This is a genomic window from Bacteroidales bacterium (assembly GCA_023229505.1).
GTDB lineage: Bacteria > Bacteroidota > Bacteroidia > Bacteroidales > JAGOPY01 > JAGOPY01.
Genome location: JALNZD010000011.1, coordinates 77,790 through 91,456 on the forward strand (window position 1 = coordinate 77,790; position 13,667 = coordinate 91,456).

At 42.0% G+C, this 13,667-nt stretch carries 10 protein-coding genes and 2 tRNA genes; 7 read left to right on the forward strand and 5 right to left on the reverse strand.

The annotated features are described in order from the left end of the window. Positions 1–40: 40 nt before the first annotated feature. Complete coding sequence (locus M0Q51_05800) at positions 41–1,558, reverse strand: T9SS type A sorting domain-containing protein (protein ID MCK9399494.1); 1,518 nt, start codon at positions 1,556–1,558, stop codon at positions 41–43. A 230-nt stretch (positions 1,559–1,788) separates the two neighbouring features. On the opposite strand from M0Q51_05800, the gene M0Q51_05805 reads away from it, so the two are divergent. The 6 genes from M0Q51_05805 (at position 1,789) to M0Q51_05830 (ending at position 7,374) form a co-directional block, all read left to right on the forward strand. Beyond that, positions 1,789–2,823, forward strand: a complete 1,035-nt coding sequence (locus M0Q51_05805) for a glycoside hydrolase family 3 C-terminal domain-containing protein (GenBank protein MCK9399495.1) — start codon at positions 1,789–1,791, stop codon at positions 2,821–2,823. A 482-nt stretch (positions 2,824–3,305) separates the two neighbouring features. Next, a tRNA-Thr gene (locus M0Q51_05810) sits at positions 3,306–3,381 on the forward strand. A 3-nt stretch (positions 3,382–3,384) separates the two neighbouring features. Beyond that, positions 3,385–3,798: a DoxX family protein gene (locus M0Q51_05815; GenBank protein ID MCK9399496.1), complete on the forward strand. Its 414-nt coding sequence runs from the start codon at positions 3,385–3,387 to the stop codon at positions 3,796–3,798. 116 nt (positions 3,799–3,914) lie between these two features. Then, entirely contained in the window at positions 3,915–4,622 is a 708-nt protein-coding gene (aqpZ, locus tag M0Q51_05820; GenBank protein MCK9399497.1) for an aquaporin Z, read from the forward strand. A 387-nt stretch (positions 4,623–5,009) separates the two neighbouring features. After that, the gene (locus M0Q51_05825; protein ID MCK9399498.1) at positions 5,010–6,182 is read left to right on the forward strand and encodes a hypothetical protein; all 1,173 of its coding nucleotides are present in this window, start codon (positions 5,010–5,012) and stop codon (positions 6,180–6,182) included. Positions 6,183–6,186: 4 nt separating this feature from the next. Continuing rightward, positions 6,187–7,374 carry a metallophosphoesterase gene (locus M0Q51_05830; GenBank protein ID MCK9399499.1) on the forward strand — a complete coding sequence of 396 codons (1,188 nt, stop codon included), beginning with the start codon at positions 6,187–6,189 and terminating at the stop codon, positions 7,372–7,374. 314 nt (positions 7,375–7,688) lie between these two features. Here the strand turns inward: M0Q51_05830 and M0Q51_05835 are convergent, their stop codons facing one another. Next, on the reverse strand, positions 7,689–8,606 hold the full coding sequence (locus M0Q51_05835) for a T9SS type A sorting domain-containing protein (protein MCK9399500.1): 918 nt from the start codon (positions 8,604–8,606) through the stop codon (positions 7,689–7,691). A 573-nt stretch (positions 8,607–9,179) separates the two neighbouring features. Between M0Q51_05835 and M0Q51_05840 the strand changes: the two genes are divergently transcribed. Continuing rightward, positions 9,180–9,254: transfer RNA gene (locus tag M0Q51_05840), tRNA-Pro, on the forward strand. 244 nt (positions 9,255–9,498) lie between these two features. Here M0Q51_05840 and M0Q51_05845 read toward each other — a convergent pair. The 3 genes from M0Q51_05845 to M0Q51_05855 form a co-directional block, all read right to left on the reverse strand. Then, positions 9,499–11,559 (reverse strand): YCF48-related protein, encoded by a 2,061-nt coding sequence (locus M0Q51_05845; protein MCK9399501.1) that lies wholly within the window; start codon positions 11,557–11,559, stop codon positions 9,499–9,501. A gap of 370 nt (positions 11,560–11,929) precedes the next feature. Beyond that, complete coding sequence (locus tag M0Q51_05850; protein ID MCK9399502.1) at positions 11,930–12,688, reverse strand: fibrobacter succinogenes major paralogous domain-containing protein; 759 nt, start codon at positions 12,686–12,688, stop codon at positions 11,930–11,932. A 120-nt stretch (positions 12,689–12,808) separates the two neighbouring features. Then, entirely contained in the window at positions 12,809–13,507 is a 699-nt protein-coding gene (locus tag M0Q51_05855) for a fibrobacter succinogenes major paralogous domain-containing protein (GenBank protein MCK9399503.1), read from the reverse strand. Positions 13,508–13,667 lie beyond the last annotated feature (160 nt).

The following is a 13,667-nucleotide window of genomic DNA, read 5'->3' on the forward strand; positions in this document are numbered from 1 at the left end:
CTTCTCCCATCAGAGCGCGCATATTTTATCCTTTAGATAGTTAATCAATCCTTAAAATTCTGGTAGAATATTTTTGCGTACCAGTTGTCAGACTGATCAGATAAAGGCCCGGCGGGAGGCGGTTTCCTGAGTTATCCCTGCCATCCCAATTGATTATTTGTTGTCCTGAACATTGTTTACCGTTGAAAAGATTTCGGATATTCCGGCCATAAATGTCGTTGACATTGATCTGAATATAATCACCGGCTGAAATGGTATAAGTAATATTAACTTTATCAATGAATGGATTAGGATAAGTCATGATAAAATTTTCTTTTTCAGCATTTTCATCAATTCCACCCACACACATTACCGTCTTTGAACTGAGAATCTGCCAGTGTTCATTCCGTAACTCTTCCCAGATTAAATAGACATAAAAACAATCCACATTCCATGAAGAAATTTCGCCAAGATAAAATTCAGGATTCCGGTTTTCAGTATTTGATTGGGAAAAATTAAAAAATTCAGGGTCCCCCCAGTTATAGCCTTGGTTCATGAAGATTTCATTATTTAAGTTCTCCTGGTATGGAAATGCCATGTAATATTCATTAAACTGCAGCGCCTCAGGCTCAACCCCGATCACAAGGGTGCAAATCGCCGGGTCAAGCGGGGTATCCTGCTCCGGTCCTATTGCATAGCCATAATATGGGGGCCAGGAGGAAGCAATATAATTCCTGTAAACGGCATTTGAATCAGCAGACCAGGCAATGTACGATGGATAAACATTATCTTCAGCCAGGTTAAAGCAATTTCCTCCATTAAAAAAAAGAACAGGCTCACCCCAATTTCCCGATGGGTATTCAGTGGGTATGTAATATATAAAGGAGCCGGTTTCATCTTCACGAATGTAATAGATCATTTCATCATTGACAATGACAGGACTGGAACAATTACCGCTATCTAAAACCTCGGGTTCGGAAAAGGAAAATACTTCACCGTTTTTCTCCAGGTTGCAGGTCACAAGGTCGCCATTGCTCGTCCAGGTTAAAATACTTACAATAAACCTGTCGTTGAATGATCTATCCCAATAGCTGTCATTTCCAGCTTCGAACTCATTTTCGTCAAATTCACTTGTTACAAAAGGAAATGGCCCGGTAAACTGCCCGTCTACACCGTATTTCATATAGTAGATATCCTGGTTTCCATTCTGGTCACTTTGATAAAAGACATAAAATAGGAAATCAAAGCTGTCATATATTTTCAAAATTTTTGGATGCGTAAAATGAACGCCGGGATCATAAACAACGATTTGCGGCTCGTCGGTGCTGATCAAATTCCTGAAATATATGGCTGTTGAGATCGGATCCGTGGATTTTTCCCACACCATCGTCACCATCTCTCCCTGACTATCGGAATACAAATGGAGCAAGTAAGGATTAATATTGTCAGAAACCGAATCCGTCAGCGGAGTTTTAGCTTCCCATTCCCAGAAGGGCTGGCTGTTTGATTCGGGAATGTTTAGAAAGAAGATGAAGAATATTCCTAATTGAAAAATGAAAAAAGGTTGTCTTGTTTTCATGGCAAGGAATTAGTCACTAAATTTATGAATTATTCATGATTAACTTTGAATTTAAATTATATACGCACTATTAAAATCCATTTGTTGCCACAAAAACACTAAAACACAAAATCACACTAAAGCAATTAAGCAAGTAATCAAATTTTTGTGTTATTTGGTGAATTCGTGTTTTGGTGGCATGTATAATATAATTTTAAGAAGTAGATTCAAATCTTAATTTTTAAAAAGAAATGAGAATAAGACAGTGGAATGAATGCCTGCACGGGGTCGGCAGGGCCGGCCGGGCTACGGTTTACCTGAAAGCCGCCGCCATGGCAGCCCTGGCCGGCGTTAACCTGAACTGTGGCTATATTTACAAGCATATCCCGGATGCCATAGCAAAAGGGCTTATCATGGAAGCTACGGTCGACAGCATCCTGCGACCCTTGCTGAGAACCCGTTTTAGGCTTGGGCTCTTCGATCCGCCGGAAATGGTCCCCTGGTCAACCTTATGCCCTGAAGTTGTCAACAGTCTTGAACACCGGGCGCTTGCTTACGAAGCGGCCGTCAAATCCATCGTCCTTCTTCAAAATAAAAACCAGGTCCTGCCGCTAGACCGGGACTCCATCCGGAATATTTTCGTTACCGGCCCTACCTCGGCTGATGTCATGGCATTGGTCGGCAATTATAACGGCTGGTCAGGCGATATGGTCACTTTTCTCGAAGGTATCATTAGTGCTGTCGATGTTGGCACCGTGGTGGATTACTCCCAGGGTTGTTTTATGAATACCCCGGGAGATTACACCGGCTTCTGGGAGGCGAAAATGGCGGATGTGATCGTCATGTGCCTGGGAAATTCCAAAATGATGGAAGGTGAAGAAGGAGAAGCTATGTTGAATCCTGAGGGTGGTGACCGGTCTGATATTCGTCTGCCGGAAAGCCAGCGGGAGTTCACCGAAGGTGAGAAGATCCATGCAGAACTGACGATCATCAATACCGGCGACCGGGCGGGTGAAGAAGTGGTGCTGGTTTATGCATCCAAAGCCGGGAAATCACTTGGCAAGCCTGGTTTTTACATGCGTGGCCCGGAGAAAACCCTGGTGGGATTTAGCCGGGTCTTCCTTGAAGCCGGTGAAAGTAAAACCATTCCAATCGAAGCCGATCTTTTGGATATGCACCAGTGGGATGCGGCAAATCAAAAGTATTTTGTGGAGAAAGGGAATTATGTTCTTCAAGTGGATCCGTGTGGCAGTGGCGGGTTTTCGATGCAGGTGGAGATAGAATAATCTCAGAAAAATTAAAAAGAAATTTACTAAGTTTATACCTTGAAAAACTACAATTATAAATAACTGTTAATTAATGTTTTAATAAAATATAACTCAGGATTAATCTGGAAAAAAGTATTAACAATTAAAACCTACGGTCATGACAAAAGGAAAAGATGTTAAAAAAGCAGTGAAAAAAGCGCCGACCAAGACGCTGAAAGAAAAGAGGCTGGAAAAGAAAGAAAAGAAGGAAAAAAAGTAATTAATTTTCTTTCCGGTCACTCTTCTAGACAAATCCCGGAGCTTTATCAGCTTGTCATTTTACCGCTGAGTCGCTAAGACGCAAACATACCGTATGTATATTTCTTTGCGTCTTTGCGACTTTGAAGTAAACGGCAGATCATACATGTGCTCGCCGGTATCGTGTCGGACGAAAACTACTGACCATTCACGTTTCTCGACTCACGATTTAAAGTTATTGTATCTTTGCCTTCCCAATCGACGCCTCTTTAGCTCAGCTGGTAGAGCAGCTCACTCGTAATGAGCAGGTCGAGGGTTCGAGTCCCTTGAGAGGCTCCAGTTATGAAAAACATCCTTTTCCATTCGGGAAAACATAAACCACTCTCTAGTTTTGCCCTTCTGATCCTTCGGGCTTCATTCGGGTCAATGATGATTACGCACGGGTGGCCTAAACTGGTGAATTTTGCTGAAAAAGCTGCTTCATTCCCGGACCCCTTAAGTATTGGCAGCAGATACTCTTTAAGCCTGACGGTTTTTGCGGAGTTTTTTTGCGCGATTCTGGTGGTGCTTGGACTGGGAACCCGTTTCGCTGCATTCCCCCTTATGTTTACTATGGCCATCGCATCTTTCATAATTCATGTGGGAGATCCTTTTGGAGATAAAGAGTTGTCGCTGATGTACCTGGTCGCTTTCACTACTGTTCTTATCCTCGGAGCAGGAAATTATTCACTGGATAAAGCCATCTCAGGGAAATAAGAAAATTGTCATTAGGTAGTCATAAAGTAGTCATTTAAATTTACACTTGCTCTTACTTAAAAAGTCTTTCTTACCTATTACTTTTCAATAAACCTTAACACCAAAAATCTCTAATTATGGAAGCAAAAGCAACAAAAAAGTACTTAGCTGAATTCTTCGGCACTTTTGTGCTTGTATTCATTGGCTGCGGAAGTGCCGTCATTGCCGGGGACAAGATCGGTTTCCTGGGAATAGCCCTGGCATTTGGTCTTGCTATGCTCTCTATGGTTTACGCAATCGGTCCTGTTTCAGGGTGCCATATCAATCCGGCCATAACTATTTCCATGCTCTTTGCCGGCAAGATCAGCGCCAAGGATAGCATGGGATACATCCTGGCCCAGATCCTTGGAGCAATCCTGGGCGCCAGCATCCTTTTCCTTATCGCCGGCGGCCTGGAAGGATATGATATCGCTCAAAACGGCCTGGGCCAGAACGGTTATGCCGATCATTCCCCAAATGGTTATAATATGATGTCGGCGCTCATTGCTGAAATCGTGCTGACTTTCATCTTCCTGCTGGTGATCTTCGGATCTACCAGTGATGCAGCCCCAAAAGGATTTGCAGGTCTATCCATCGGCATCTCCCTGGCTTTCATCCACATGGTTGGCATTCCTATCACCGGCACATCGGTAAATCCGGCCAGGAGCATTGGACCGGCAGTATTGGCAGGTGGAGCAGCTTTATCACAGCTTTGGCTTTTCATCATTGCTCCGATCATCGGTGGTATCCTCGCTGCCATCGTCTGGAAATACCTTATTGCTCCGAAGAAAATAATGATTGCATAGGGCATAGAGCTTAGATATATAACCCTTCAGGGCAATTGGTGATGGCAGCAACAGGATTCTGCGGAAATGCAATCGATATCTCCACACTGACCAATGGCGTTTATTTTGTTAAGATCACATTGGAAAACCAGACAATAGTTAACAGGAAAATAACGGTAATGAGATAGCAGAAAACGGTTTGTTTACTGGAAGCCCTCTTTTAGCCGGTACTTCAGGTTTGAGAAGGCCAAATTATGATCAGGCTGGGCAGGTAAATCGGTGATCAGGAGTGATAAAGCAATTACTCCAAAAATCTTTAAATCGATCAGAATTTCAAACTAATTATTGCTTCAACAGTTGATCCCGGATGGAAGATAAGTGTATTTTTACAGCCTAATTATTACCAAGATGCATCTCGTTGAAGTAACTGACAGAAAAAACGCCCGACAATTTCTTGATGTGGCCAGGGTTTTATACAAAGATGATCCGGTGTGGGTTTGTCCGCTTGACCAGGATATTAATAAGATATTTGATCCCGGCAAGAACGCGTTCTTTAAGGAAGGGAATGCCATCCGGTGGATATTGAAAGATGACCGTGAAAAACTTATAGGAAGGATAGCAGCATTTTACAATAAAAAGAAAGCCTATCTATACAAGCAGCCAACAGGCGGTGCCGGCTTTTTCGAATGTATCAACGACCAAAAGGAAGCCAATTTATTGTTTGATGCTGCGAGGGATTGGCTGAATGAACAGGGAATGGAAGCGATGGATGCGCCGGTCAATTTTGGTGAGAATGACAACTTCTGGGGCTTGCTTGTTGAAGGTTTTACCCAGCCTGCCATTGGTATGCCTTATAATCATGGATATTACCAGCAACTTTTTGAAACCTATGGGTTTAAACCTTATTTCACCCAGATCACCAAGCACCTTGACCTGACTGTCCCTTTTCCGGAAAGATTCTGGAAGATCGCCGAATGGGTGAATAAAAGAGGTGGATATACTTTCAGGCATTTTACTTATAAAGAGGCAGATAAATTCATCCATGATATAAAAGAAGTCTACGACCAGGCCTGGGTAATGCATGAGCATTTCATCCCGCTTGACCTGGAAGTGGTAAAACGGGAATTGGAAAGTGCCAGGCCCATTCTTCAGGAAGATTTTATCTGGTTTGTTTATCATGAAGACAAACCGGTGGCATTTTATATCATGTTCCCCGACATCAACATGATCCTGCGGCATTTTAACGGGAAACTACACCTGTGGAATAAGCTGCGATTTCTCTATTACAAAAAAACCAATGAGATCACACGGATCCGCCAGACGATGATGGGAGTAATTCCCAAATTCCAGGGGCAAGGCCTTGAATCTGCCATATTCTGGCACCTCAGGGAACCGATATTGATAAAGCGGCCGCATATCAAAGAAATGGAATTGTCGTGGGTAGGTGATTTCAACCCGAAAATGATGGCGATCCAGGAAGCCGTCAATGCCAAACCGGGTAAGATTCACATCACATACCGCCGGTTATTCAAGGATGATTCCGATATGCAGCGTGCCTCTCAGATCCCGCTGAAACGCTGAAATCATGAAAAAAATCTACCTGATCCTTCTTCCAATTTTACTTATAACAGGTATTTTAACAAGTGTTGCCGGATGTAATAAAAATGAACCAACAGGGCCCGACAAACCTATTGACAGTGTCGGACACATCCGATGGGGCACCAAATTGTCGCCATTGGAAAAAGTCACCATCTCCTGGAGAAGTGCAGGCAGTGAAGACAAATTCAGGTGGGGATACACCTCTTCCTGCGAAAAGGGCGAGTTTGATGCAAAATTAAGGGGCGATCTTCTCCGCGGTTTAAATATCCAGGAACATACCTTTGACCTGCTGGAGCCTTCCTCGATGATATATTATTCTATCTACGATTCGAAAAATAAAACCTGGACAGACCAGGCGACTTTTCAAACAGCACCTGACCCCACATTAAATCATTTCAAATTCACTGCCGGAGGTGACAGCAGGACTAACCAGGAAGCCTGGCATTTGGTATCAGAAGCCATAGAACGCCTGGATTTTTCTATATTTCTGGGGGATCTTGTTAATAATGGCATGATGGGGCGTGATTGGGAAGATTGGTATGCTTACGGAGAGAAATTCATTTCAAAGAACCTGGTATTTTATGTCAGGGGAAATCATGACATAGGAAATATCTTCAATAACAACCTGGTAAATCCGGGTAACGGAAAATATTATGCGTTCGAATTTGCTGATGCAATATTTATCGGCCTTGATGATCATGATAAAGCAACATATACTGACCAAACTGAATTTATCGATTCTGTATTCAGCAATAATACCGACAAAATCTGGCGATTCGTATTTTTTCACCGGCCATTTTACACTTCCGGCCGTCATGCCGGTGAAATGGATGATTTATTTGATTCATGGTGGAAATTGTTTGACGATTATGGAGTTGATATGATCTTCAATGGCCATGAACATTGCTACTCAAGGACAAAACCCATCAACAGAAATGTACCTGATATATCGGCAGTAGATGAATACGGAAGCGGTCCTGGTCAGGGAAGATGCCAGATCATAGCCGGTTCTTACGGAGCTCCCCGTTATCCGGTGCATGAAGGGTGGTTTGTTGAAAAGTCATTTGACAGATATCTTTACACAACCATCGAAATAAACGGCAATGAACTCATTTTCAAAGCCATTGATGCAGAAACAGGTGAAAAATTTGATGAGTTGATTCTTAATAAATAGCAACTGCAAACTTTCAGTCCCACAATGATCATTTAGGATAAAATCGAAATCAAACTTTCTATGATTGACAGGTTATTTTTATATCTTTGCAATCCCGAATTCCACACCCACACTTCACTTGCACACCCACACCCACACCCTTTTCCGGGATGTAGCGCAGCCCGGTTTAATCTAATCTAATCAATTATATTTCAATTTAATAGAAGAGTATTCTTAAAACAATAATTACTAAAATTAAAACATTTTGTAATCTTTATTAAATTTCATTTTACCCTCCTAAAATTTATATCCTCCTCCCGCTGGTTTATATTCACTCACATTTTAACAAACTTCTTTCTGGCGACAAACCTACCATGAGGGTCCTCTATTTTAACAAAATAAACTCCACTTGGAAATGAATGGCAATCAATTGCGTTCTTTGAATCTGGTTGTCTTGTTTGTTCAATTACGACCTGTCCCCTCACATCATAAATAGTGATATTCAGTTTAATGTCTATTGGTAAATGAATATCTATAAACAACTTTTCTTTGCAGGGATTCGGGGAAAGCTCAATTTTATCATCAACAGAAATTGAATTTATTGCGGTTGGATTGACTACTGTAATGTATCCCAGAAGTTTATCGGTATGGAAGGACCAATTTGTAACCGTTATTGCACAAAAGAATGAACCAAGCTGAGTAGGATATCCTTCAAGTATACCATTGACTTGGTCCAAATAAAAATCTTGGGGTATTTCCCAACCATACCAGCTTACATTATCAATTTCAGTTGTGTCTGTAATTTGAAACCGGAATTCATATGGATAATACAGGTAAGCCGTATCATAATATTCCTGGACTATATACGGATAAAATGCATCCTTTTGGCATGTCTGGTGAATTGGATTTGTATATATCAATGTATCGTTGTACTTATAGCACAGGAATTCCCTGAAACCGCCATCCAGCGTGACTCCCGGGTATAATATCCCGTTCATGCTCCCGATATCTTCTATCCATACATCCTCACCATATCTTGCAGCATAATTAACTGAAAACCTAAATCTCTTTTTAAACTGTTCATGAATTATCAAAGAATCGATAGCATTACAGACAAGAACTCGTTCATAATTATAGTAACAATTAACAATATTAACTGTATCACCCACTGAAACGCTATAATCATAAATCAAGCCTTCATTCCCTTCCGGGTCGCGAAAGTAAACTTCCTGGTTTATTGTATCTTCATACATCAAGCCGATAAATTCATTATCGGAATAAAGGGAGACTGTAGATTGGAAAACCTTTAAATACCTGCTGCCATTCACTATAGTATCTCCATTGAAGTGGATATAATAATTGTGCAGGCAACATACGACCTCCCACGCTCCGAGTCCGCCAGATACAAAGCTCCAGCTTTTAGAGGTATCTGCGATTGAATAATTGCTTTGGCCAAGGCCGGGCAGGCCTAGTTGCCGCACCACGACTGAACCTGGCGCTATCCGACTGCGTCGGATTCCCCTCACAAGTTCGGGGACCGCACCAGCTTAGGTCGCTTATGCGGCAACAGTGTTTAAATACCTAGCAAAGCTGGCTAGGAATTGTTTGAAAACAGTTGTGGTGGAGCGACCTGGGGACGCGGACTGAGCCACGATGTAAGTCGGGGCGAGGGAGCGTTCCAGTCGCGGAACCACAACGAAAAAGAGAAATATAAAGCCTGCAGGTATTGGTATATCTAATAAATAGAAGCCTATAGCCCACTATTTATTTGAACAATTGAATTTTGATTCAATAAAAAAATTTATCTTTGCACTCCCAAAACAAAACGGGATGTAGCGCAGCCCGGTTAGCGCGCCACGTTCGGGACGTGGAGGTCGTGAGTTCGAATCTCACCATCCCGACTTTTTTAAGTCAACAGTCAGCAGTTGGCAGTCAACAGTTGACTGCTTCTTTTATTTCTGCCGGAAGGATTTTCAACCCTTGGCTGAAGACCTGAAGTGAAGCCTGAATTAATATTATATCCTCTATTTTGAAGTTCTTTTAATGCAAATGCGTTTATATCAATCTTACCTTTTGCCACCTTCACTAAAATATCTGTACCAAAAATACATGGGCATGTTTCTTTTTTGTCTTCCTGTTGCGATTTTACTGAATCGCTAACTTCTTAGACTCAATACCTGACTTTGTCTGTATTTTAACAATGTAAATGCCTTTTGCCAAGGTACTCACATCCAACTCCGCCTGATCTTGAAGCTTGCAAATGCCCTTCATAACTTGTTGACCATTAACATTAAAAATGCGAATGATGGCTTCTCCCTGAAGCTTCTTGCTGCTGGCAAAAGTGATCCTGCTATTTGCCGGGTTGGGATACATCCTGAACCATGATCCCGGTAAACTGGATTCCTCATTAGAAACGAGTAATCCATTAATGGTCTTCAGGATCGTTCCAGATCCCCCCACGGCGTACCCGGTGTTGGCATCAGTAAAGTAAACTGATTCCAGCCAATCTTCTGTCGGGGCCGGAAAAGCGATCCAGTTGGCGCCTCCGTTGATGGTCAACAGTATAGTTCCACCTGCACCCACTACGTACCCTCTATAGGAATCAGGAAAGTGTACCGACATTAAATCCCGTGTTGTTCCACTCGACAAAGTTGTCCAGGATATGCCTCCATTACTGGTTTTTAAGATAGTTCCCTGAGTCCCCACCGCATACCCTGTATTGGCATCGGGAAAGGATATCGCCATTAAGATACTTGGTGCATCATATAATACCGTATCCCATGTCGTTCCAGCATCCGTGGTTTTCAGGACAAGCCCTTCAGTAAAAAATCCTCCTGAAGCATACCCTGTTAACGCATCTGTAAAGCAAATCGAATATAAATGACCTGTTGTTCCGCTTTCCAAGGCAGTCCAGGATGCGCCCCCATCGGTGGTTTTCATGAGGGTTCCCTCATGACCGGATACATACCCTGTATTTTCATCAGTGAAGAAAACTGATTCAAAATAGTCCGTAGTCCCACTCATTAAAGTAAGCCAATTGATACCTCCGTCAGTGGTTTTCAGGATCGTTCCGAACCCACCCGCTATATACCCTGTATTGGCATCGATAAAATATACAGATTGAATCCTGTTGGTAGTTCCATCCGACAGAACGGCCCAATCAGTGCCTCCATTCGAGGTTTTCAGTATAGATCCATAAAATCCTACTGCATAGCCTGTGTTGGCATCGGGAAAGTGAACCGAAGTCAGGTCATCATTTGTTCCGCTTAAATGATCATTCCAGGTTATACCTCCATTGCCGGTTTTCAGGATTGATCCCCTAAAACCCACCGCATAACCGGTATTTTCATCGGTAAAGGTGATGGAGGATAACGAATTTGAGGTGATAGTCAAACCTGACCAGGTGGTTCCTCCATTAACGGTTTTTAAGATGATCCCACCATCACCCACCACATATCCAGTGTTGGCATCGGTGAAGCAGATTGATTTCAGATCGTTGTAGGAGCCGCACCATATTGTAGTCCAATTTTCACCACTATCGGTGGTTTTCAACACCATTCCCTGTTCACCTGCAATATAGCCAGTATGTTCATCCGTAAAGAATACAGATTCAAACTCAAAATCTGTCCAGATAACCGGTAAAGTAGTCCAGGCAGCGCCTCCATCTTCGGTCTTGATAATGGTTCCCCAATCTCCAACTGCATATCCTGTATTGGCATCGGTGAAGTAAACTGATTTCAGATCATGAAAGATCCCACCCGACAAAGCGGTCCATAATGTGTCGTCGGTGGTGATCTTAAGGATGATTCCGGAATCACCCACTACATACCCTGTATTGGCATCGGGAAAGTAAACCGAGCGCAGATTTTTCGTTGTTCCACTGCTTAATGCAATCCAGCTGGCTGCTCCATCGGTGGTTTTCAGGGCAGTTCCACCTTCGCCCACGGCTATACATGTATTGGCGTCAATCGTGAATACTGATAACAGATCATTGGCTGTCGTACCGGTTAACAATGACCAGGTTGAGCCTCCATCCCCGGTTTTCAGGATAGTTCCAAGATGTCCGGCGGCATAACCTGTATAGGTGTCATAAAAATCAACGGATGATAGCGAGTTGCCCTGCGGTAATGGGTTTTGCCATGTCCACTGAGCAAAGGCAAATGCTGTAATAAGTGTGAAAATAATCGAAAAGCTGATTTTTTTCATTTTATATAGGTTTATTATTGTCAGGCAAGAATGGTGCCAAATCTTTTTTCAATGGTTTATGTGTATGTCATCCAAGAATAATTTTGATCCTTGGAAGTTTATCATCACCATTTTCGTGCATATTCTTAAAAGCAGATGTCACAGTTTTTTCGGGGATGAGCAACAGGTTTTATGATATGATAATCGTCATCGAGGGGCTTTTTCATTCATACCCTTTCAGTTTTTTCCTGATGAAACCCAACGGGATCACCCCAGTTTGACGCCCTTCAAATTCATATACACGGCAAGAATAGCTGAACCCTGAAGGCTTTACCCCCCAAACATTTGCAAACTATGCCCAAATTGAAATCAAGCAAATTGCCAAATGATCTCAATCCTTTATGAGACGAATAGAGAACCCGCCCCACATATAATAGGTTGAGCTTACGCAATCGTCACTGTAATTATACAATAAATGGTTCGCCGCAAAGTCAGTTTCTATCAGAGTATTGCTCCAGTAACTGCTGGCAAAATGAAGGTCGGTAAAAATTTCATCGCTGTGGGCACGATATCCGGCAGGTAAAGCAGTAAAACCGCTTTCATTGGTTGCACCTTCGTTTTGGATTATCCAATGTGAAGTACCGGTTTCTTTCATTTTACCTCCAGCAACACTTCCGCCACCCAGAAATGTGGTCAATACTGTAAACTCTTCATCAGTAGGCACATGCCAACCTTCAGGTGCTATATTTCGGATATCCGAAGCTGCATATGCATTATACAATCTGCCATAAGTGGCAATGGAGTCTGGATTATTCCTGTGTTGATAATTACAATAGGCACCGGATGTTAATCTTGGCCATGCATAATTATCCGTAATATTTGGAATTGAATCACCATTACGATACTTCGTAGTACGTAAATTTTCCGCCATCCATGTTTGTGTTCCAATAGTTATCGTTTTATAAATATTACCTTCCTGATCGGTCATGGTTCCATAAACCAGATTTGTGTTAAAAACTGCTGTAGTTTTATCGTTGAATGGATTACTACTTATACTCTTATCCTGGTCTTTCTTACAACCGCTTATTACCATTAATATCAGGCCTATTATTGCTATTGGATAAATCCGGATACTGGGTTTTGTTTTCAATATTGTACTTGTATGATTTTAAGGCATTATTTTATCGTGGTCAGGAGGCCGTTATTTCAAAAAGCATAACCGGAGGCTTTTCTTATCCTCTATCTTTACTGAACATGGTAATCAGATAAACTAATCTTTCAAACAACGAATTGATAACCCGGTATTTTCAATTCTCCCTTCGTTTGAGCTGGCCATAAATGGGTCATTGTAAAGCATGGCCCAAAATGCAGCATAATATGGTTTAATCTCGGTAGAACTCCACCAGATACCTCTAACTTCAATGTCCTTAAATTTATTATCTGGTATTATTTCAAAGAGTCCACCCGGAAGGGCTGTAAAACCGCTTACATTAGTAGCTCCCGTATTAGGATTTAACCAATGATCTGTGCCAGCTTCTTTTAGACTGCCACCCGCATTGATACCCCCAAATAATTCTCTCAGGATTCTCCATTCGGCATCAGTGGGCACATGCCAGCCGGCAGGGCAAAGCTGGCGTGAATCTATAATAGTGTAAAAGTTGTAGAGTCTGCCATATGTAATGTTATTGCTTGGTTTATCATCGTAATCACGATAAGCCCCGGTTAAGATATTGTTCCATTGGAAATTATTGGTGACATTGGGAATTGAGTCCCCATTCCGGTAGTGAGTAACTTTCAGGTTCTCAACCATCCACACCTGCGTACCGATGGTTACTGTATGATAAACATTGCCGTCAATGTCTTTTACCAGATTATTGTTGCCATCGTCTTTCTTACAACTGTTTATAAGCATTAATAACACGCCTATTACTAAAAATGAGTAATTCCAAAATCTGTTTCTCTTTTTCATTTCAATTAAATTAAAAGTTATTACTCATTTAATATCACTACTGACCGACTAAATTAATATAAAAGAGGGTACTCCCAAATGGTTTCCCCTCAATGTTGTAGTTTTGTTTTGCACCAAAAAACTTCAACATGGGTAAAGATACAGAAATAAAATTAGTCGG